At 44.2% G+C, this 20,543-nt stretch carries 21 protein-coding genes; 9 read left to right on the top strand and 12 right to left on the bottom strand.

The genetic code is table 11. From position 1 onward, the window contains the following. The 7 genes from TW84_RS11330 to TW84_RS11300 form a co-directional block, all read right to left on the bottom strand. A complete protein-coding gene (locus TW84_RS11330; RefSeq protein WP_045975744.1) occupies window positions 1-1,812 on the bottom strand; it encodes a GGDEF domain-containing protein in 1,812 nt (603 codons plus the stop codon). A 3-nt stretch (window positions 1,813-1,815) separates the two neighbouring features. Further along, entirely contained in the window at window positions 1,816-2,919 is a 1,104-nt protein-coding gene (locus TW84_RS11325) for a substrate-binding protein (protein WP_045975767.1), read from the bottom strand. A 179-nt stretch (window positions 2,920-3,098) separates the two neighbouring features. Next, on the bottom strand, window positions 3,099-3,701 hold the full coding sequence (locus TW84_RS11320) for a GGDEF domain-containing protein (protein WP_240478168.1): 603 nt from the start codon (window positions 3,699-3,701) through the stop codon (window positions 3,099-3,101). Window positions 3,702-3,855: 154 nt separating this feature from the next. Then, window positions 3,856-4,164 (bottom strand): helix-turn-helix domain-containing protein, encoded by a 309-nt coding sequence (locus TW84_RS11315; protein ID WP_019276654.1) that lies wholly within the window; start codon window positions 4,162-4,164, stop codon window positions 3,856-3,858. 348 nt (window positions 4,165-4,512) lie between these two features. Beyond that, window positions 4,513-5,493, bottom strand: a complete 981-nt coding sequence (gene dgcA, locus TW84_RS11310) for an N-acetyl-D-Glu racemase DgcA (RefSeq protein ID WP_045975743.1) — start codon at window positions 5,491-5,493, stop codon at window positions 4,513-4,515. A gap of 8 nt (window positions 5,494-5,501) precedes the next feature. Further along, on the bottom strand, window positions 5,502-6,506 hold the full coding sequence (dgcN, locus tag TW84_RS11305; RefSeq protein WP_045975742.1) for an N-acetyltransferase DgcN: 1,005 nt from the start codon (window positions 6,504-6,506) through the stop codon (window positions 5,502-5,504). Between the two features lie 97 nt (window positions 6,507-6,603). Further along, on the bottom strand, window positions 6,604-7,488 hold the full coding sequence (locus tag TW84_RS11300; RefSeq protein WP_045975741.1) for a LysR family transcriptional regulator: 885 nt from the start codon (window positions 7,486-7,488) through the stop codon (window positions 6,604-6,606). 150 nt (window positions 7,489-7,638) lie between these two features. Here TW84_RS11300 and yegD point away from each other — a divergent pair, with 150 nt between their 5' ends. From yegD to TW84_RS11285, 3 genes are all read left to right on the top strand, one after another. Continuing rightward, the gene (yegD, locus tag TW84_RS11295) at window positions 7,639-8,991 is read left to right on the top strand and encodes a molecular chaperone (RefSeq protein WP_045975740.1); all 1,353 of its coding nucleotides are present in this window, start codon (window positions 7,639-7,641) and stop codon (window positions 8,989-8,991) included. A gap of 404 nt (window positions 8,992-9,395) precedes the next feature. Further along, window positions 9,396-10,397, top strand: a complete 1,002-nt coding sequence (locus tag TW84_RS11290; RefSeq protein WP_045975739.1) for a porin — start codon at window positions 9,396-9,398, stop codon at window positions 10,395-10,397. 192 nt (window positions 10,398-10,589) lie between these two features. Continuing rightward, window positions 10,590-11,204 (top strand): fumarylacetoacetate hydrolase family protein, encoded by a 615-nt coding sequence (locus tag TW84_RS11285; RefSeq protein WP_045975738.1) that lies wholly within the window; start codon window positions 10,590-10,592, stop codon window positions 11,202-11,204. A gap of 175 nt (window positions 11,205-11,379) precedes the next feature. On the opposite strand, the gene TW84_RS11280 is transcribed toward TW84_RS11285, so the two are convergent. The 3 genes from TW84_RS11280 to TW84_RS11270 all read right to left on the bottom strand — a co-directional run bounded on the left by TW84_RS11280 (window position 11,380) and on the right by TW84_RS11270 (window position 13,305). Further along, window positions 11,380-11,688 carry an AzlD domain-containing protein gene (locus TW84_RS11280; protein ID WP_045975737.1) on the bottom strand — a complete coding sequence of 103 codons (309 nt, stop codon included), beginning with the start codon at window positions 11,686-11,688 and terminating at the stop codon, window positions 11,380-11,382. After that, window positions 11,688-12,404 (bottom strand): AzlC family ABC transporter permease, encoded by a 717-nt coding sequence (locus TW84_RS11275; RefSeq protein WP_071209559.1) that lies wholly within the window; start codon window positions 12,402-12,404, stop codon window positions 11,688-11,690. Before TW84_RS11275 ends, TW84_RS11280 begins: the two co-directional genes overlap by 1 nt. Window positions 12,405-12,480: 76 nt before the next feature. Next, on the bottom strand, window positions 12,481-13,305 hold the full coding sequence (locus TW84_RS11270) for a helix-turn-helix transcriptional regulator (RefSeq protein WP_045975735.1): 825 nt from the start codon (window positions 13,303-13,305) through the stop codon (window positions 12,481-12,483). A gap of 212 nt (window positions 13,306-13,517) precedes the next feature. On the opposite strand from TW84_RS11270, the gene TW84_RS11265 reads away from it, so the two are divergent. The 6 genes from TW84_RS11265 to TW84_RS11240 all read left to right on the top strand — a co-directional run bounded on the left by TW84_RS11265 (window position 13,518) and on the right by TW84_RS11240 (window position 18,480). Continuing rightward, window positions 13,518-14,156: a LysE family translocator gene (locus TW84_RS11265; RefSeq protein ID WP_045975734.1), complete on the top strand. Its 639-nt coding sequence runs from the start codon at window positions 13,518-13,520 to the stop codon at window positions 14,154-14,156. Window positions 14,157-14,205: 49 nt separating this feature from the next. After that, a complete protein-coding gene (locus TW84_RS11260) occupies window positions 14,206-14,628 on the top strand; it encodes a GNAT family N-acetyltransferase (RefSeq protein WP_045975733.1) in 423 nt (140 codons plus the stop codon). A gap of 80 nt (window positions 14,629-14,708) precedes the next feature. Continuing rightward, window positions 14,709-15,074 carry a hypothetical protein gene (locus TW84_RS11255; protein ID WP_045975732.1) on the top strand — a complete coding sequence of 122 codons (366 nt, stop codon included), beginning with the start codon at window positions 14,709-14,711 and terminating at the stop codon, window positions 15,072-15,074. A 91-nt stretch (window positions 15,075-15,165) separates the two neighbouring features. Further along, a complete protein-coding gene (locus tag TW84_RS11250) occupies window positions 15,166-17,268 on the top strand; it encodes a protein-disulfide reductase DsbD family protein (RefSeq protein WP_045975731.1) in 2,103 nt (700 codons plus the stop codon). After that, window positions 17,268-17,768, top strand: a complete 501-nt coding sequence (locus TW84_RS11245) for a thioredoxin domain-containing protein (RefSeq protein ID WP_045975730.1) — start codon at window positions 17,268-17,270, stop codon at window positions 17,766-17,768. Before TW84_RS11250 ends, TW84_RS11245 begins: the two co-directional genes overlap by 1 nt. A 10-nt stretch (window positions 17,769-17,778) precedes the next feature. After that, on the top strand, window positions 17,779-18,480 hold the full coding sequence (locus TW84_RS11240) for a DsbA family protein (RefSeq protein WP_045975729.1): 702 nt from the start codon (window positions 17,779-17,781) through the stop codon (window positions 18,478-18,480). A gap of 46 nt (window positions 18,481-18,526) precedes the next feature. On the opposite strand, the gene TW84_RS11235 is transcribed toward TW84_RS11240, so the two are convergent. Together TW84_RS11235 and TW84_RS11230 are read right to left on the bottom strand one after the other, a co-directional pair. Continuing rightward, window positions 18,527-19,846: an O-antigen ligase family protein gene (locus tag TW84_RS11235; protein WP_045975728.1), complete on the bottom strand. Its 1,320-nt coding sequence runs from the start codon at window positions 19,844-19,846 to the stop codon at window positions 18,527-18,529. A gap of 55 nt (window positions 19,847-19,901) precedes the next feature. Continuing rightward, window positions 19,902-20,477, bottom strand: a complete 576-nt coding sequence (locus TW84_RS11230) for a hypothetical protein (protein ID WP_045975727.1) — start codon at window positions 20,475-20,477, stop codon at window positions 19,902-19,904. Between the last annotated feature and the right edge of the window lie 66 nt (window positions 20,478-20,543).

Raw genomic sequence — 20,543 nt, 5'->3', positions numbered from 1 at the left:
TTACAGCGGGCTTTTTGATGACTGTGCACTGACCTGATTACGTCCACTTTCTTTCGCTATGTATAGGTGTTTGTCTGCTCTAGACAGGGCTTTGGCAAAATCATCATCTAGCCATTCCACGACACCAATACTTACTGTTATTTTGGAACTGACGATTGAGTTGAGACTGGCAACCAGCTGAGCTTCAACTCTGCTGCGAATATTCTCCGCTAAGCTGACGGCCTCTTCCAATTGAGTCTCTGGCAAGATTAGAGCAAATTCTTCGCCACCGAGACGACCAAAGATATCGGAGTCCCGAATTTCACTAGTAACTAAGGTACAGAAAGTTTTCAGTACCGAATCCCCGATGGCGTGGCCGTAGTTATCGTTAATCTGTTTGAAGTGATCTAGGTCCATCATACATATGCATGAGACGCTGTTGAGGCGTTGAATATCTTGGGCATGATTAACTAATGCACGACGATTGAGAATGCCAGTTAATGGATCTTCTCGAACTAGCTTAACCAACTGAGACTCTTTAGCTTTTATACTGTAAGCCATATCGGAAAACGCACTAAAGAGCTGGCCAATTTCATCATCTCTGACAGAGAAATCAGTTTTGGCTTTGCCCGTTTTGGAGAGGATTGAAATTCGCTGGCGCAGATCGATAATTGGTGAGGCAATATAGTGGGAAAGATAAAGAGTCAACGAGACAAACAAAAATAGAGCAATACACAGATAGAGAAAAACTTCGCGTATCAGCATCAAGTTGTTCGACTCGAGTTCGTCCATCGATACATAGACCACTAGGTTTATGCCTTTTTGATGATCTGGAATAGAAGGGTGGGTATTGTCCAATGAGATAAGATGGCTCTGAATATCCAACTCTATCGGTTGATTGATAAGTATCCCGTTGAGATCTTGCCGCATTTGCGGTTTATTGGTTGTATTGAGGCCATTACCAGAGAGCGCCTCGAGCGACAAATGGTTCGCAGCGGACAATGAACGTAGGCCTTGGTTCCGTATCATCAGCACATCTACGTGTTGAAGGTTACTTTGCATTAACGTGCTTTTTATTTGATACAGGTGGTCTTCAACAATAGTACGGTCGAGGATGGCGGTATAAAATCCGACGATTTTTTTATTGCATCCAAGCAGAGGGCGAGAGTATAGGTAACTCTCGGTGTCGAATATCAGGCCGAGTTTTGAGATGGTCTCAGCATTAGCTAGGCTGATCACTTGTCGAGGCAGGCTTCGACCTTCTCGGATGTTAACGAGTAAATTGGTCAGTTCTCGGCTGGCCTGTGAGTTCACTTCGCCCCGTTTATTAAGCTCTAGCAGCTGATTTAGCGTATCTTTTTCCCTCCTAAGGTTTTCTGGGTAAGTCTTTTTCCACTCTTGATAAGAGGTGTGTAACAGGGCCAGAACATGTTCAGGAAGAAGTATAAGCCCTTGTGTATTCTTACGCAGTACGTAGCGATTGCTGCTATTCGAAGACAAGCTAAAGTGAGTGACACGGCCTGACAAATCAGAAATAGCCAGTGCAGAGAAGCCGCTGGTGAAGCTTAAAGCGTCGGCGGCAGATAGAGATAAAGGTATATTTTCATCCTCGCAGGCGTTGATTTCACTACTGAGACGATCAAACTCGGTGAACTGACCTTGGACATAATGGCTAATTTCATTAGCTCCGAGTAAAACGGAAAGCTGGATAGACTGGTAAATATGGTCAATGGTGAGCTTCTCTCGCGCTTTGTAATAGACGTAGCTAAAGATCAGCAAAGAGATCGCAAGAGGCAGAAGAATGATGAAAATTTTTACGCTAAGTTTATTCATTACCTAAGGTCTTTGATCCTCTGGTTTAATTATTCCTAATCGCTTCACCACTTTCAGTTGTCCTTGACTGAATTGGCCTAGATACATAGGTAATTCAAAGTGGTGGTCGTCTCTGAGTTTTATCGCCAATTCTCTTTCGTACAAAGTTAGCCCTGGGAGTTGGTTGATGACAGCTTCTTTATCAACCGAGCCTGATTTTTCTATCGCAGCTTTCAGTAAATAGATAAGGTCATAGTGAGATTTACTCGAATAGGTTACCACTGACTCAGAACCGTGAAAGGTTTTGTAATCGTTAACGAATTTTTGTAAAACAGGCTCATCGTTCTGACTAAAGAAGTGAAGAGCAGTGAGTACACCCTCCAAAGCCTCATTGTCCAGATTGGACAAATAGGTTTCATCAGCGGCAAAAGCGACGATTTGAATAGGTCGGCCAAAGTCAAAAGATGTCATCTGTGACAAGAAAGTAAAGCCATCGACACCCGGCAAGATGAGCATCAATGTCTCAGCACCGGAGTTTTTTATATGCTCGAATACGGAGGTGTAGTCTTTGACGCCAAATGGAGTGAATTCAATATCGGTGACGGTTCCCTGATTGAGCTTAACAGACTCAGCTATGCTGTCAGCCATACGATGAGGCCATATATAGTCATAGCCGAAGATATAAAAGCTCTTACCCACGTTATCGATTAGGTAGGGGACAATAGGTTCAATGTAATGTTCTGGAATAGCGCTGTAACATATCAGGTAGCGATTAAAATGGTGGCCTTCATAATCGATACCGTAAAACAATGGAGTCTGGAATGTTTCCGCGACTTCTGCCATGGCATAACGAGCGGCACTACTCACTGGGCCAAACAGCGCGAATACGTCATTTTGCTGGACTAACTCACGGCTGTACTTTACGGTTTTCGCTGGGTCGGTCTGATTGTCACGGATGATGAGTTCAATCTGCCTATTCAGTACCCCTCCATCAGCATTAATTTGATCGACAGCAAGCTGAACGCCTTTAAGTGCCTGTTGTCCATAAACGGCAAAGGTCCCTGTTAAAGGTAAAATAACACCGAGTTTTATATTGGGTTGGCGTGGAAGGCAGCTAGCCGTGAGCATCAACACTGATACGACGAAGACGTGTTTCACGATAGACCAAATCGATACCAGCATAAGCTACCTAGAGAATCCTTTCTCACATTCTATTAATAAAAGTTTAAAAAGCGCATTTAGTAAAGGGCCTCTGCGGCGTACAGGCGACACTGAATGTGTCCAGTCATGGCACAGCCTGCATGTTCTTAATTGGCCTTTGCTGGTTTACGCCCTCTTGATGTCGATCTGCGCCGCTTCATCAAATACATGTTTTTATCCGCACGGGTAATCGCGGAAAACAGTTCACCTTTGGCACTTCCTGAAACACCATAGCTAAATTCAATTTCTGAGTTTGCAACGTAAGAGAGTAAACGTTCAATAAAATCACTGCTTCGTCCTGGTTGTACATAGGCGATAAATTCATCACCTCCGTATCGAACTAAATATTCGTTTTTGAGAATACAATGTGACAAATATCGTGCAAATAGGACGAGTAATGCGTCACCATAATCATGGCCAAGTGTATCGTTGATCGATTTAAAATTATCAATATCCAGATAGATAACGTCGTAATCTTTTTCTGGAATCTTGCGCATGAACTTTCGATTGTGAAGTTGAGTCAGATGATCTTTTTCTGATTCTTCTTTGAGTTTGAAATATAACGATGATACGCCAGATAGCATCAAAATATGAGCAATTAGCAGCGTTGTCGACGAAATTAGCAAAACTTCATCTTTATGAGCAGAACTAATAGCTGGCCATGATAGCTGACAATAGTTGATAAGTAGCTCAATGATCATCGAAATCATAGCTAATAAACATCCATACAGTATTTTATTGCTCACCTGGTGGCGCAATAAAAGATAGGATATGTAGAGAAGAATTATTATTTTTGTCAGTTGTATGGCGAGGTCGAGTTCAGAAATCATTGTCATGTCTATCCAAAACAGCAAAGATGCTAACTTATTGTTTTTGAATTCCTTCTAGTATTTTAAGAATATCAAGCTTTGTTGTTTCACTGTGGCTGGAAGCTTCTATTATGATATTTGCCAATGTGTCGTCATCACAGTAGAAGTAAGCGACGGTTATCTCTAGTGCCGCAGATATGCGTTTTACAGTCGTGTAATCAGGAGCATGTTTACCAGTTTCGTATTGACTAATTCTAGCGCTTGCGCTTCCTGATTCCATCCCTAGTTTTTGCCCCAGCTCTTCCTGAGTGATACCTCTTTTCTTTCTTATGTCTCTTAGCCTTCTAGGTAATGGGCTAGTCATGCAGTGAGTACCTCCACTAACAAAGTAGAGTCATTTTAACCTTATAGTATTAGATATATTACTAAGGAATTTTTAGATTCTAAGTTTTTGGGTATATCTATTAAAAAAGAAATGACTTTTTCACTGGTATCGACAGCTGTTCCATGAACTTTAGAATAATATTTTGTTAATTCGGGTTGTGGCTTAAGAGAGGGCTTATTATAGATGCTTTTCTTATTATTTGTACTAGCACTTTATTACTATTGCCAGCGTAGTTAATTGTGACTATTTTGATTGATAGGTAGGCAAAAATGCTCGCTTTAATGTTGAGTTTATTTAAAGCGAGATTATATATTTGGAAGGAATATATTATTTTTTATGATTGGTTAAGCCTAAAGTACCAGATTGGTAAATTAAGCCATCGGGAGTGTCTGATCCGAGCAGTATTGGTCCGTCCAAGTCAACAATCTCTGCTCTCGTTGCTATGGGTAAGGCAGCCTTCATTGCCAAGGAGGTTCCGAGCATACAGCCCACCATAATAGAAAATCCTTTCGCTCTGGCTTCTTGCTCCAACGCCAGTGCTTCTGTTAGGCCGCCCGATTTATCAAGTTTAATATTTATCATCTCGTAGCACCCATCTAGGTTGGGTAGGTCACTACGAACGTGGCAGCTTTCGTCGGCGCAGATAGGAATCGGATGTGAAACCTTCTTCAGTAGAGCATCGTAACCTTTGGGTACGGGCTGCTCTATCATAGTAATATCAAGCTGGTCTAACGATGAAAAAAGCTCGTCTAGATCTTCATTGTGCCAGGCTTCATTGGCATCTAGGATAATTTTGCAACCAGGAACGGCAGCTCTGACGCCAGTCACTCTAGATACAATATCTTCGTGATCCAGTTTAACCTTGAGCAGAGTCGCACCCTGAGCCACATAATCAGAAGCTTGTTGAGCCATCCTTGCAGTTGTGTCGATCGAGACCGTCATTGCAGTCTCTATTTTTGAGCGAATATCAAAGTAGGGGTATGGAAAGAGTAATCCGTCCGTCTTGGCGATCATTTCCCACAAAGCACAATCTAGCGCGTTTCTCGCTGCTCCAGCTGGCATTGCTTGCAGCGTCATTTTTGCTTCCGAGGGAGTAAGCGCCTGCAGTGTAGGAGCCATTTGAGCGATTTGTTCTAATACCGATTCTACACTTTCGCCATATCTTGGATAAGGTGTACATTCTCCGATCGCAACATGGCAAAGATGGCGAATTTCGACTCGAACCACGTCACAATGTGTCCTTACTCCTCGCGAAATGGCAAAAGGCCTAGCGAGCGGAATAGACTGGCTGAATGCTATTATGTCCATGTTTGGCCTCACAGAGCTTTAATATGTGTTGCAATGGCGTCAATACCGAATCTGACTGGGTCAGTGACCGGAACCTGATATTGCTCTTGCCAATCAGCACAAAGTGCCATGGCATCTTCTTCACTAATTGCAGCGGTATTTAGGCTAATACCAGCCAGTTGAGTATTGGGATTGGTCAGTTGTGCAGCCGCGAGGTTAGCTTTTATAGTTGCTTCAATGGTCGGTAATTCACAATGGGGTAGATGGCGAATGTGAGGGCGGCCAATTTCGTGGCATAGCACCAAAGCATCTGCCTGCGCGCCGTGCAGTAAGCCGAGGCTAACCCCTGCAAAAGAAGGATTGAACAGTGACCCTTGTCCTTCGATGATATCCCATTCGTGATCGGTAAATTCAGGACTGATTTTCTCTACTGCGCCGGAAATGAAATCTGCTACAACTGCATCAATCGAGATACCTTTTCCGTCGATCAAGATACCGGTTTGGCCTGTTGCTTTAAATTGTGCCGAGACATCAATTTTGTGTAGTGCTCTCTCCAAAGCCAATGCGGTAAACATTTTACCGACAGAGCAATCCGTACCAACGGTTAAGAGACGTTTGCCTTTGCGTGGGGTACCATTGCCAACTTCTAGGTTTTGGTCAAAGTGGCGAACATCGTGAAGTTTAGTGATACCTTGTTTTTCCAGCTCAGCCAGCTTAGGGATACCTTTCAGTCGTTGATGCATGCCGGATGCTATTTCAAATCCCAGCTCTGCCGCCTGAATCAGACAAGCCCGCCAGTTCTCAGGTATGAGGCCGCCGGCATTGGCTGTGCCAATGACAAGTGTTTTTGCTCCCCTGTTTTTGGCTTCTTCTAGCGTGAGGTTCGTTAAATTAAGAGTGACGGCGTCACATGATAAGCGCAATTCACCAATACAGTGTTCAGGTCGCCAAAGTGCAATACCTCGGCCCGTTTTGGCTGAAATAGGGTCAGTAACGTCGCCCAGAAAGAGTAAGTAAGGTTGAGCAATCGACATAAGCATCCTTGAATATTAGAGTGAGCAGATAAATACACTCTATTGAACTCAATGCCCGTTGCCGAATATCTATTTGTTGTTAAGGTATAACGTTAAGCTATACCCCTTGTTGAGCTGCCTGTTGAAGACGGTCAGCGAACAACTTGGCAGAAACAGAAAGCGGATGATGCTGACAGTAAATCAGGGAGACATTGACCGGGATCGATGGAATTAATGATGTGCATTGGATTTGCGGATACGATTGGTAATGCATGGCAGTCCAAGGGTCGATAATCGCATTTGCGGCACCATGCACGACCATTTCTGCAGCCACGTTATAGCTTCTAACGCTCACTTTAGGGAGAAAGTCTGGGGCGACGGAGTGAATGGACTGATGCAGTTGAAATCCAAGTGGGTCTCGGGTGTCGAGTCCAACCAGTGGTAGCGGGCTCTCTAGTAATTCCTCAATGGTAACCGAGTGTTGAATCGCCGTCTCTGCAGGGAGCAGTACTTTCATTTCAGTATTGAGTATAGTTTCTTGGATAATGGACGAAACGCTCTCTTCTCCAAAACAAACCGCCACATCCAGCTCGTTTTTTATTAGACCATCAATCAACTCATCTCGATTTGCAGTGCATACTTCTAAGGTATAGTCGGTATTATTGCACACCTGCGCTATGATCGGAGCAAGGAAACCAGAAGCAAGTATCGGCGGCGATCCAATACGAAGGTGGTGCTGACCATGTTTGAGTTTGCTGGTTAAACTGCGAAACTGACCGAGCTGCTGGTATATCTTTTCTGCTTCCGCTATGAGTGACTGCGCTTCCTGAGTTGGAACCAGTCGACCTTTGACTCGATCAAATAGCATGAAACCCAATTGCTGTTCAGTATGAGCCAATACTCGGGTGATATTGGGCTGTGAAACATGAAGTTGCTTGGCTGCCCCCGACACTGTGCCTGCCTGCATGATGGCATAAAACACTTCTATCTGGCGTAGATTCACTTCCTTGCTTACCTGAGTAAATGAACAGATAGCGACTACTTTAAAGCAAATGGCTGAAGTTAAAAAGAATTAACCTAACAGGGTTGACCTGCTTATTTGTCTAGGCTTTACTGTGCGGCCCGATTTTGGCAGACAATAAAGAGGTGATTGATGGCGATTGGATTCGATTATGGAACGGCAAATTGTTCGGTAGCGGAGTTGAACAATGGTGCGATTAGACAAATTCCTCTGGACGGTGAAAGCTATTATGTTGCTTCAACGTTATCTGCGCCGACTGCGGAAGTCGTTTCTGAATATCTATTTCGTTGCCTTGATGTTGCTCCAGGAAGTGATATCAGTGAAAGTGTTTTGCGCCGGGCGATTAAGCTTAACCGAGAGGAAGGGCTAGACGTTTGTTCTGATGACGTTCGATTTGGGCAGCAAGCTTTAGAGTCATATCTGGAAGACCCGAAGGATGTATATTACGTTAAATCACCAAAATCGTTTCTTGGTGTGACTGGCTTACGTGATATGCAGTTAGCTTTCTTCGAAGATTTGGTCTGTGCCATGATGGCCAATATTAGGGCTCGAGCAGAAATTGCACTTAAAAAAGAGGTGTCGCAGACGGTCATTGGTCGCCCGATTAATTTTCTCGGGCGAGGGGGAAATGATTCGAATATACAAGCTGAAGGTATATTGCGCCGTGCTGCTCGCCGAGCTGGTTTCAAAGACATTGAGTTTCAGTTTGAGCCTCTGGCGGCAGGCTTAGACTATGAAGCTAGCCTCAAACAAAACAAAAATGTGCTGGTGGTGGATATTGGTGGTGGTACAACAGATTGCTCGTTTGTTCAGATGGGCCCAAGTTGGCGTGGAAAACAAGATAGAAGTGGCTCTTTGATTGCGCACTCTGGACAACGAATTGGCGGGAATGACCTAGACATTTTCACTGCCTTTAAATGCTTTATGCAGGAGTTTGGTATGGGGTCAACCAACCATTCAGGCTTAGATATACCAACCACTCAATTTTGGAACCCGATTGCAATCAATGATGTTCAGGCGCAGCGCAAGTTCTACGCACATGAAAACCTTAAGCAGCTCCGACTATTGCTGAAGGAAGCTCGTGAGCCAGAAAAACTGTCTCGACTCGTGCAGATACACCTAGAAACTCTTGGTTACTCTGTGATCCGGGAAGCGGAGAAAACTAAGATAGCATTGGCTGATGCGAAGGTTTATGAAGCAAACTTGGATCTGCTTTCTGAAGTGTTTCCACTATCTGTGACTCGTGAGCAGATGGAAGAGGCCATTTTCAACCCAACTGAGAAAATCAAAGCGCTGGTCATCGAAGCGATTCAGCAAAGCAGCATCAAGCCTGATGTGATCTACATGACAGGGGGATCTGCCCGCTCACCGATCTTGGTGAATGCCGTTAGGTCAGTATTGCCTGAAACCCCTTTAGCCAGTGGAAATCATTTCGGCTCAGTGACCGCTGGTCTCGCTCGTTGGGCGGAAACGATATTCAAGTAAACGATATTCAGGTAAATGGAGTGTGCTGTCCATTGGATTGGTTGCATGTTGCATTTTTACTAGTTTTTATCCTGTCAATTCAACTGGAATTGGCTTCAAAAACACTCTATTGATAGAGGTGTTTTTACGTTTTTCAAAATAGTTCCCTTTAAATTTCAAAAATTGTGACATTGATCGTACCTATAATGAATGCCTCGATTGCTATTGAAAATAGTAGCACTTTCATAGGGTTAAAATTTGTTCATATTTTTGTTGTTTGAGCAATTCCTAATAAATTGTATCGCTAAGCGTTTGGTTGCACTTCATTTTTAAATATTTCGTACTACGTTTTAATTGTTCGTGAAGCGTTGGCTGCAGTGGCCATGCACGAACAAAAGGTTACAACCCTAAACGGACGTTAAGTTATGAAAATTAAATTATTAGTCGCAGCTATTGCGGCAACAGCATGTGGTACTAACGCTTTCGCTGCAGAAATCTATAGCGGTGAAGGATCAACAATTTCTCTCGGTGGCTACGTAGATGTAGGTATCGGTGAGTATGACTCGGCGGATGAAGTTGAGGTACATGACGTATCACCTCGAATCAATATCGCAGGTACACAAGATATCGGTCACGGTTTCACTGTTGATGCCAAAGGTGAATGGGCGTTGAACTACCTTGATGGTGGTGACACTTCTTTCACAACCCGTCTGGGTTACATTGGTGCAACACACGAACAATTTGGTCGATTTGTTGTTGGTACGCAATGGTCTCCATATTATGATATCGCTGGCGTTGCAGATTTACCTATCGCATTTGCCAACGACTTCTTGTACCAGGATCATAACAATCTTGGCACAGCACGTGGCGAAGATATGGTCAGTTACCGCAAAGCGATTGAGCTTGGTGACATGGGCAGTTTAAATCTTGGTCTGGCTTGGCAGGGTGAGCACACAGATTCTGCAAATAGCAAGCTGTATGATGCACGCGGTCAGATTGCTCTATCAATGAATGTTTATGGTTTTAATCTAGGCTATTCATACAATGGTGGTGATGTTGCAAATGTAGACAGTCATTCTCACGTATTTGCTTTTAGTTCAGGATCTTATGGTGACGGCCTGTACTCTGCAGTTGTTTATGCGATGAACGAAAATATGAACCCAAGTAGTTCGCCACTTGCGGAAAGCGATCAGTATGAGATTTTACTTGCATACGCTCTTGGGAATGGTTGGAACTTAAGTGCTAACTACGAAGCAGTGGTTGATGATAAAGCAAGTAAAACTCAATACAGTCAGTCTGCTTTACAAGCTGAATACACCTTTACTCCTAAGTTTATGGGTTTCGCAGGTTATCAGTTTGATTTAGGTAATGACATTAGTGTTAAAGAGGAAGATAAGTGGACTATCGGTGCGCGATACTTCCTGTAAATCAATAAAATCTACTGCCTCAACACGTACTTGTGTTAGCGCCTATCCAGTATTGAATAGGCGTTTTTCTGTTCTTTAGGCTACGAGTGTATCAAATATGGGGATTAGATCTTAGTTTCGATAAACGATGGGTTAACTCATCAACCTGTTGAATTAATATTGGAATCTTTATCAATGATCAGGGAAAGAGGCATGAATTCGGTTAAAGTTGGTGATAATAGTATCTATCCAAGCAAAGTGATTTGCGTAGGGCGCAATTATCTTGAACACATCAAAGAGCTCAATAATGCAGTACCGGATGAAATGGTTGTGTTCAACAAACCGTCTTCTTCTATCTCTTCTCAATTAATATCTCACCACGGTGAAACCTTACATTACGAGGGTGAGATCTGCTTTATTGTTCGTGAAGGTCAATTGAGTGCAGTTGGGCTCGGATTGGACCTAACCAAACGCGAGTTGCAATCCAAACTTAAGAATAAAGGGTTGCCATGGGAGCGCGCGAAAGCGTTTGACGGCTCAGCGGTATTTAGCCGCTTTATTTCTTTAAATGGTATTGCAATTGAATCTCTGGAGATTGAACTGTTTATTAACTGTGTTCGTGTTCAAAAGGGTGCTGTCACCCAAATGATGTATCCGCCCTATACCATTCTTGAAGAGCTCAGAACGTATACCACTTTAAATGATGGCGATATTGTGATGACTGGCACCCCGCAAGGTGTTGGTGAAGTGCATACTGGTGATGTGTTCCTTGGGCGACTAAAAGCTGAAGGTAAAACGCTGATCGAAATTGAATGGTTAGCTCAATAACCCTTTACCTTTCCCTTAGGGAAAGGAGTAACCTCTGAATTTTGGTTAACTCAGAGGTCATTATTATGGGATGTTGTAATCAAGCACCAAAAGGCGGTACTACCCAGCTAGGTGCTCTGGTCAAATGGGTCATGATACTAGGATGCGGTGTTTTGTTATTAGCTTTGATATTTGGCTAAAACAGCCGTAGGCCAACAAACACCAACATGCTGGCTAAGGTCGTCAGTAACACATTGTTAGTTTTCCAAGCCAAGATTGCCGCCAATATTGCAGAAAGTAGGTACGGGTTATCTGGCGCAAGCCAAAGCTGTTTCTCAGGCATAAATACAATAGGAGCCCAGATCGCAGTCAGGACCGCAGGGCTTGAATAGTTGAGCAGTCGATGCGTTTTAGGGCTTAATCGCAACGGTAGTTTAGGCTCAAGAAATACATACCGGCTTAGAAAAACCAGTACTGTCATCGCTAGAATAGAGAGCATAACCATTATTTCGCTCCTCTTATTGTTTCGCAAATATAGCCCGCCACCATTCCGCATAGGCTGGCAATCATTAGCCCTGATTCAATGTTCAAATAGCTGCAGATTACTGAGACGAAAAGCGAAGTTAGCACCGCCATTAATGTAGGTAAGTTTTTGATGTTTGGTGTGACAATGGCAATGAATGTCGCGGCGACCGCAAATTCCAATCCGAGCTCATTCATTGCTGGGATTTGACTGCCAGCAATGATACCGGCCAAGGTGGCGAGGTTCCAGCAAAGGTAAAAGCTGAGACCAGCACCGAGTGCGTACCAGCGGTTAAACTGCTGTTCAGATTGTTGCCCACATAACGCGAATAACTCATCCGTGAGCAGAAAACCTAACCCTAATCGCCATTTGAGTGGCAATACACTGACTTTACTGCGCATAGAAACGCTATATAAGAAATGGCGTGAAGTAATAAAGAAGGTCGCTAGGAGCATGGTGGTGAGTCCTGCTCCCACTTTTAACATACCAGTAGCCACAAGCTGTGCTGATCCTGCGAAAAGAATGGCTGATAGTGCTTGGCTTTCAGCAATGCTTAGCCCTGCATCAATGGCAAACGATCCTGCAAGTAGGCCCCAAGGAACAACGGCAATGCTCAGAGGCATCATCGCGAATACTCCTTGCATGAATAATCGTTGTTTACTTGGTATGTCAGTCGAATTCAAAGTTGTACTACTCATAAAAATTTGATTGGTTGTTAAACTTGTCATCATTAGTACACATGTCAAATCGTGTGCCTTGTATAAAATTGCGCTATTAAATGCCTTTGGCATACTGCTTGGGTGTGACTCCTATCGCTCGTTTGAAGTGGCGATGAAAGTGGCTTTGATCGTGAAATCCGGATTCTTGGGCAACATCGGAGATTTTCATTCCCTGACGCAAGAGGCGTTTCGCAAATCGAAGTCGAGATTGGATTTGATAGGAATGTGGTGGCAACCCATATGCTTTCTGAAAGCTTCTCACAAGGTGGAATGGGCTCAGTCCAGCAAGCTTGGACAGATCTTCCAACGACACATTCGCCTGTGGAAAGTCATCGAGAAACTCCTTAACGATACCAATTTGTGTTGAGCCAGGCGTTAGCAAATCGCTTGATTGTCGGCTCTTGCTATGGCGAGCGATAAGTTTAACCAGTGTGCCGTAAACCAAGGTTTCTCTAAGTAGTTTATTGTCTGATTTTTCTAGTACTTCAAACACCAACCTTAACTGTTGTGCCATTTCAGGGTCGTATACAACAGGCTCTGGGAAGTAAGGGACAGATAACGCAGGGGTTAAGCCTGAGGTTATCTGAGAGAATTGTTCTGGAAGAGGGTACATGGCCTTGTATTCCCATCCACCTTCAGTCGCTGTCTGGCCATTATGCACTTCATCCGCATTGACTAAAATAATGCTGTCTTGAGGTGCAATATGATTGCCTCCGGTGCGATAGAACTTTTGAGCGCCTTTTTCTATAACACCAATGGTAAAGCCTTCATGGCTGTGGCGAGAAAAGTTTTGGTGAGTGTATTTGGCGTCGAGTAACTCTAGACCACCGAGCTCAGACGCCAGATGAAAATGTACCGATTCTTTGCTTTTCTTTGTCACTGTTGCGACGTCCTGTTGTAAACACTCTCAGCAGTCTAGCTTATTAGTTTCAATTATTTTTGTACAAAATTGCTTTCTCTTTGAGACGCAGGAATGAATGTCACTTAGTTATATCTTTTGATTTACTACCCTTTATTTGATTGATGCATCTAGTTATAGATCTCCAATTGCTATAAAATCCCGCACTTTCTCATTTGTTTAATATAATAAATATGATTGATATTTCGGTGCTTCCTGTTTATCTGACAGCGGTGGTGGCACTTTTATTGTTGCCTGGCCCGGATATGCTTCTGATCGCCAGCTCAAGTATGAGTTATGGCCGTAGAGTAGGTGTTTTTGCCAGTTTAGGTAACGCGACATCCGGTGTAATTTTAACGCTGCTAGCTGCCGCAGGCGTCTCAGCCTTGGTGGCTATGAGCCCTTTAGCGCTTAAAGCGCTTCATCTTCTTGGCGGCACGTACTTGTTAAAAATGGGCTGGGATTGTCTACGAGCGAGTGACAGTGGGAATCCTGATTTGGACCCGTCAAACAAAATGGCTGGGACTTTCTATCAGAGAGCACTGGTCAGTAATCTGCTTAACCCTAAAGCTTTGGTCTTTTTTGTTATGTTCTTACCTCAGTTTGTCTCGGTAAATATAGACGCATCATCTGGAGAACAAATGTTGGCATTGGGGTTGCTGCTCAATGTGCTAGGGCTAGCTTTCAACTTCCTGTTGGTGGCATTGGTGGGTACCTTGGGTAAACCACTGCTTGAAAACGCCAAATTCCGGACTTATCAGCATAAGTTTATGGGGCTGGTATTTGCCATTCTGGCATTGTGGATGCTAAGCTCCTTTATCGCGGAGTTGTAACGTGAGGCCAGCTATTGCTGGCCTTATTTGTTAATAGGAAAGGAAACCGATGCACATAAGTTTTATGTTGAACCCGCCAAAGAACATTAAAGATGTTATCTACAATGGTCTGAAATCATTTAATCTCAAGCATTTCCCTGATGAAGAAATCGTGTCGCTGGCGTGCATTGCTGAGAATCAACAAGGTGATTTTGTTGGTGGATTAACGGGTGAAATTTTTACCAACACACTTTTTGTTGAATTCTTATGGGTAGATGAAGCCAATCGCTCTGCAGGCACAGGTTCTAGCTTAATGGCGCGAGTCGAACAAGAAGCCAAAGCTTATGGTGTAACGGATATTTATTTGGATACCTACTCGTTTCAGGCTGCGGAATTTTATCTCAAGCTTGGTTTTAAAGAAGTTGGACGCTACCAAGGTTTTCCAACGGCAGGCGTTGATAAGATTTTTTTACAAAAGAAAATTGTATCGTGAAGTTCTGACATTACACTAACATTTACTTTAGCCGCATACCCATAATGGAGCGGTTTTAATCCTCGGGTTTTACAGAGTTAATGATCAAGCGTTTAAAATCTGCAGTGATGGCGAGAATTACCCTACTTTTAGTTGGATGGGTTTTTGCTGTCTGCTTTATGCAGAACACCAGCATCATTAGCATCTGCTCGTTTAAGCAGTCTGCTCTTACCGACACAATTCAGCTCACCGACGACAGTGGTGGCATTCAAAAACAATGTGACCTGACAGAAAAACTGCTCAGCAGTGCCAAGGTGAATCTTGATAACATGATGGTACCGATGTTTTTGTTCATTGTGGTCATCGTTGCCTGGCTGGTTCGAATTCGACCAGAAGCCCCATCCTTTACCGAACCTATCGTCCCCAAATCTAGGGTTCACCTCACATTGTGTGTTTTCAGAGAATAAATTCAGTTATGTGTTTCTGACTTCGGTCAGAGGATTTAATACGTCTTTTATATCAACCATTTAAAAAATGGTGACTATTTTGGAAATACACATGAGAAGTTTATTAAAAGGCATGGCCATGAGTGTAATCTCTCTATGGTTTGCATTGAGTACCTTGCTATTTACAAGCCAAGCCTTTGCAGAAGTCGATACTGGCTGGATGACCAAACAGGAACATCCGCCGCTCAAAACTCGCTTTGTTCTAACGGGTCAGGCTGATGCAGCGAGTAAAACCGTTGAAGGTTATCTAGAAGTTGAACTGGATGACGACTGGAAGACCTACTGGCGCAGCCCAGGAGAAGGTGGTATTGCCCCCTCTATTGATTGGGGTGAGTCGACCAATCTTGAAAACGTAGAGTGGCATTGGCCTTACCCGGAAAAGTTCAGTTTGCTTGGCATTCATACACTGGGCTACAAAGATAAAACCGTGATTCCTATGACGTTAGCAGTCAAGGATTTTGCTCAACTAGTGGTATTGAATGCCAAGCTAACGATGTCGTCCTGTACCACGATTTGCGTGCTCACGGATTACCCATTTTCACTCACTTTCACCCCAAGTGAGATGATGATCAATCAAGACGCACTTTATACCCATGCTCAAGCCATCAGTCAGGTGCCTAAGTCTTCGCCTTTGTTGTCGAATGCAAAAGCAACTTGGGATGTGAATGCTAATGTTCTTCAAGTTCAGTTGACCAAAGCGCTTGGTTGGCAGGAACCAGATTTTATTGTCGATGGGCATTCGGATGATGCAAAGGAGTACAGCTACAAACTGACTGGCTATAGTGTCGATGGAGATACAGTTACGGCAACGTTTGATGTGTCGAGTTGGTTAGGCGACATCAGCTTCATTGATCAGAGTATTTTCGTCACGGTTCAAGACAACAACTTTCTGGCTGAACAGGATGTTACGGTCTCAAATGGGATAGTGACCAAGACCAATATATCTTTATTGCAGATGATTGGCTTTGCTCTGTTTGGCGGTTTGATTCTCAACGTCATGCCGTGTGTTCTACCTGTCTTGGGGATGAAGCTCAGCAGTATTGTGGCAGTTCAAGGTGTTGAACGACGCCAAATTCGCTGGCAATTTCTCGCGTCTTCGGCCGGTATTCTTACTTCATTCTGGTTGCTGGCTGGTTTCCTGCTGATACTTAAGCTGACCGGAAATGCAGTGGGTTGGGGGATTCAGTTCCAAAGCGGTTGGTTTATCGCCATTATGGTGCTGGTCACCAGTCTGTTCGGTGCCAATATGTTGGGACTGTTCGAGATCCGCCTGTCTTCAAAAACCAATACTTGGGCTGCATCAAAAGGTGACAATTCCTATGCCGGACACTTTACCCAAGGTATGTTTGCTACCTTGCTTGCCACTCCCTGTTCTGCCCCGTTCTTAGGAACGGCAGTCGCTTTTGCATTGGCCGCTAGCTCACTGGAGCTATTTACGATCTTTACTGCCTTAGCTGTAGGAATGGCGTTTCCTTGGATTGGTGTGGCACTTTTCCCAGGTATTGCAAAACGGCTGCCGAAACCAGGCGCATGGATGAATAAGCTCAAACTCTTATTTGGCGTCATGATGCTGGCGACTAGTATTTGGCTACTCATATTACTCAATAATCACATTCCTCCCTTCTGGACGCTGCTTATTGCCTTAGTGGCATTTGTTGCCCTACTGATCCGTGTGAAAAAGGTGTATGGCGATAAAGCCATGGCGATTTCAGGTGGTGGAACTGTGCTCTTGATAGCGGGTGGTTTTGTTTTAGCGAGCATGACGACAGATCACTGGGCAACCCCCTTGCCAGATGATTTGGTTTGGGAGCGCTTATCTAATGAGCGCATTGAGCAAGCCGTGAGTCAAGGCCAAACGGTGTTTGTTAACGTGACGGCAGATTGGTGTGTCACTTGTAAAGCGAACAAAATTGGCGTCATTCTTCAGGATCCTGTCTATTCGGCACTGAAGCCCCCATCGGTCACTCTGATTGAAGGGGACTGGACGCATCCAGATGGCTTAGTCACGGATTACCTACGCGCTAATGGCCGATTTGGTGTGCCGTTTAACATTGTCTATGGGCCAAGTGCTCCTGAAGGTATTCCATTGCCTATCATCTTATCAAGTGAGGCTGTGATGGAAGCTATTGCAACCGCTGGGGGAGGGAACAGTTAGTGAAACGTTCTCTGCGTTACTGGCTTAAAGAGATTTTGATTCTGGTGATATTGGCCATTGCGATTTCTGTGGCGATGGATTGGTTTCGTAGCCAGAGCTTACCGACTGAATCGGCGCCACCTATCACGGGTGTCACTCTGGATGGAGAGTCGGTAGATGTGATTGCCATGAGCTATGAGCAGCCAGTGATGGTCTATTTCTGGGCGACTTGGTGTCCTGCGTGTAAGTTTGTCAGCCCAACGGTTGACTGGTTGAGTCAGTACTATCCGGTCATCGGTGTCGCTGGCTCGTCAGGAACGTCCGCTCGAGTTCGGCAGTTTATGCAGGCTCAAGAGTATCAATTTAACAATATTAATGATGAAAGAGGGGAGATATTCAATCGTTGGAATATCTCCGTAACCCCAACCATTTTCATAATCAAAGATGGCAAGGTGGAAAGCATTACAACAGGCATCATCACACCACCTGGTATGTTAGCCAGACTTTGGTTAAATCAGTAGGAAAGATACAGTGATTAAGAAATTAACAATAGCATTGGCGATGGGCGTTATGGCGTTATCGCCTCTGGCTCAAGCTCAAAATCAGGACGAAAAAATCAACGAAATTGTCGAGATGCTAAAAGCCAATCCAGGTGTCGTCAACGGGCTTCACGAAAGTTTGGGCATGTACGTTAAGCAACAGCAACAATTTGATCAGTTGCTATCGAGCAGCCAAGCGTATATCAACGACCCTAAGCACACCTCTATAGGGGCAGAAAATGCGGAATTAACCTTGGTTAACGTGACGGATTACAGCTGCCCTTATTGTAAGAAGCTAGATCTTGAATTGCAGAAGTTGGTAAAGGACTACCCGCAAATCAAAGTCGTTAACTTGTATGTTCCGCTGAAAGAAGGTTCTTCGAGTGTGAACTCGGCGGGTTATGCTTTGAATGTGTGGCAAAATGCACGTGACAAGTACCCTCAAGTTCACGAGTTTTTAGTGGCGAAACCAGGGACCCACGATGCGATTTCTCTGGCTAAAATTGCCAAGAAAACAGGTACAGAACAGTACCTGAACAACCCTGAAGACATTGAAAAGCAGTTGGAAAACAATTACGCGTTGTTCAATGGCTTCGGTTTGCGTGGAACGCCTGCTTTGATTGTTGGTGAGAGCGTGATCCCGGGTTATGTGCCTTACGATAAACTGGAAGAAATCATCGAAAAACAATTGTAATGAAAAAGGAACACTCCCTCATTGCGAGGGAGTGTTCGCTTACTCGCTAGTCATCTGAGCGTTTACGTTTTACGGCAGGGATAGAAAAAGCCCAGTGAGCGATGAGTAGACAAAGTAAGAAATAGATAGTCGTTGCTGGTGCTTGTAGTGGGAAATCAACGCTCATGTGGATCAGCATCCCTAATATAGCCATAAAAGCCCCGAGCCCCGCTCCTTTCATCTGACGGCTGCGTCGATTTCGAAAAGCTTGCATTGACTTAAGCAGAGCGGCGACAACAGCCACTGCCAGTATTGATGTACCAATCAGACCATACTCGAAGACAAACTGGATATAGTCGTTGTGGGCGTGATCGTAAAAGAGTTGAATTTTTCCGTTATTGTAGGCCTGAAACGACGAGTAAAAACTGCCACCACCTAAGCCAACCCAGGGCTGTTGTTGGATTGCTTCAAAAGCTGCATATATCACATCATCTCTTGATTCATTACTCAGACTGGTCTCGACTAAACGTTGTTTCACTTTGTCTAAGCCAAACCATGTGCTGACAATCAAAGTATCAATCGCAAACAGGCTGGCAATAAGTACATACATGCTTTTGGGTTTGTTTTTAAAAAGCAGCAGTAGAAGCAAGCAGCCCGTAGTCAGAGCGATAAAAAATGCCACATTTCCCATCCGAGAGCGGGTTAAAACCAGAGCGATAACCATAATGATCAAGCCCAAACGAATGAAAGCTTTGTCAGATAGGAACACGGCAAAAAAGTGTTGCGCAGAAAGACGAATACTTTGTTTCTGATTATCTTGCAATTGTGAGATCAGTAGTCCAAAGCCAATGCATAGGTTGATCAGCAGGAAGTTGGCCAAGTGGTTATGGTAAACAAAGCTCCCCGAAGCTCTGTGACCGACGGGTAAATCTAATATAGGAGACAGAGGGAGATCGAGCAGTTGAATAACACCTGCGTAAAAACCCTGGCATACACCACTGCTCACCATGACGAGAGTCAGGGCTTTGAGTCGCGACATACTAGTTATGACAACCGATGCAACTAAACACAACTGTAAATAATGTAGCGTTTTAACCGATGAGACGATCGCCAGTCCAGTGTCCTCAAAAGAGCCAAAAGGAAGTAGAGGCTGGATAAAACTCCACAGAGTAAAAAGAGCTAATGGCACTATCACCCATCGGGTTCGTTTTAAATAATGCAGCCAATGATCACTGGAGTAACTAATCACGCAGAGAAGCAACAACGCAGCGATAAGGAATTCATTGATCGACCAGGCCCACGGACGGTTTCCGCCTAAAGGGATAGGGAGCCAAAACACAAATAGAAGGAAAAAAGGGTAAATCAGTCTTTCAAGCAAACTTGTCATAAAAAGCACAAAAAAAGGGCAGGCTCAAGGCCTGCCTTAGTCAAATATCCACAACCTAATTCGGAGAGGCTGTACCACCGCCACTACCATTGCCAGTTCCCAATGCGGTCGTTGCGCCTGGGTTAACCGCTAAAGGTGGAGCAGTGGCAATACCCGCAGCTGTTGGTTCACTGATTAACGCCGGGTCAGCGCCACCTGAAATAGCTGCAATCAGAATATCGGTCGGGTCGAGAAGGCCGAGCTTTGCAACTTCATCAACAATATCTTGCGCGTGCTCTGGAGCAGAGAGAACCGCTTGTTGGATAAGCTGATCGTAGGCCTCGGGATTTGCGTGGCTGACGACAATAGCGGTTGCTTTAGCCATTTGCTCCGGTGCCAATACTTGACTGGCAGCGTCGAGTACAGCGAGGCTCTCATTGGAATGTGCTTGTGATGCGATAGAGAGTATATCGGTTGACTGATCAGGACAGTTAGAAAGTAAGCTGACTAGTGTCGACGTGACGTCAGTAGCGTTTTCTATTGATGCTTGAATGGCATCTGCATCTGAACAAGTAACATCAGGTGCTTTCTCAGCCATACTGTGTGCTGAAAACACTATGCTGGTTATCAATACCCATGCTTTGTAATTCATTATGTTAGTTCCCGAATACTCTTAATGAGCCTATAGTACTGCCAGTATATGGACTGGTTTAGATTT

This window comes from Vibrio neptunius (genome assembly GCF_000967495.1).
Taxonomy (GTDB): domain Bacteria; phylum Pseudomonadota; class Gammaproteobacteria; order Enterobacterales; family Vibrionaceae; genus Vibrio; species Vibrio neptunius.
Note: the sequence above shows the minus strand (reverse complement) of the source record. Positions and strands in the feature narration are given on the sequence as shown.

Excerpts from the sequence above, each read along its gene's own strand:
- TW84_RS11315 (WP_019276654.1), bottom strand. The coding sequence starts at position 4,164 with ATGACTAGCCCATTACCTAGAAGGCTAAGAGACATAAGAAAGAAAAGA.
- TW84_RS11330 (WP_045975744.1), bottom strand. The coding sequence starts at position 1,812 with ATGAATAAACTTAGCGTAAAAATTTTCATCATTCTTCTGCCTCTTGCG.
- TW84_RS11280 (WP_045975737.1), bottom strand. The coding sequence starts at position 11,688 with ATGGTTATGCTCTCTATTCTAGCGATGACAGTACTGGTTTTTCTAAGC.
- TW84_RS11260 (WP_045975733.1), top strand. The coding sequence starts at position 14,206 with ATGCACATAAGTTTTATGTTGAACCCGCCAAAGAACATTAAAGATGTT.
- yegD (WP_045975740.1), top strand. The coding sequence starts at position 7,639 with ATGGCGATTGGATTCGATTATGGAACGGCAAATTGTTCGGTAGCGGAG.
- TW84_RS11290 (WP_045975739.1), top strand. The coding sequence starts at position 9,396 with ATGAAAATTAAATTATTAGTCGCAGCTATTGCGGCAACAGCATGTGGT.
- dgcA (WP_045975743.1), bottom strand. The coding sequence starts at position 5,493 with ATGGACATAATAGCATTCAGCCAGTCTATTCCGCTCGCTAGGCCTTTT.
- TW84_RS11285 (WP_045975738.1), top strand. The coding sequence starts at position 10,590 with ATGAATTCGGTTAAAGTTGGTGATAATAGTATCTATCCAAGCAAAGTG.
- TW84_RS11320 (WP_240478168.1), bottom strand. The coding sequence starts at position 3,701 with ATGATTTCGATGATCATTGAGCTACTTATCAACTATTGTCAGCTATCA.
- TW84_RS11265 (WP_045975734.1), top strand. The coding sequence starts at position 13,518 with ATGATTGATATTTCGGTGCTTCCTGTTTATCTGACAGCGGTGGTGGCA.
- TW84_RS11235 (WP_045975728.1), bottom strand. The coding sequence starts at position 19,846 with ATGACAAGTTTGCTTGAAAGACTGATTTACCCTTTTTTCCTTCTATTT.
- TW84_RS11255 (WP_045975732.1), top strand. The coding sequence starts at position 14,709 with ATGATCAAGCGTTTAAAATCTGCAGTGATGGCGAGAATTACCCTACTT.
- TW84_RS11275 (WP_071209559.1), bottom strand. The coding sequence starts at position 12,404 with ATGAGTAGTACAACTTTGAATTCGACTGACATACCAAGTAAACAACGA.
- TW84_RS11325 (WP_045975767.1), bottom strand. The coding sequence starts at position 2,919 with ATGCTCACGGCTAGCTGCCTTCCACGCCAACCCAATATAAAACTCGGT.
- dgcN (WP_045975742.1), bottom strand. The coding sequence starts at position 6,506 with ATGTCGATTGCTCAACCTTACTTACTCTTTCTGGGCGACGTTACTGAC.
- TW84_RS11230 (WP_045975727.1), bottom strand. The coding sequence starts at position 20,477 with ATGAATTACAAAGCATGGGTATTGATAACCAGCATAGTGTTTTCAGCA.
- TW84_RS11250 (WP_045975731.1), top strand. The coding sequence starts at position 15,166 with ATGAGAAGTTTATTAAAAGGCATGGCCATGAGTGTAATCTCTCTATGG.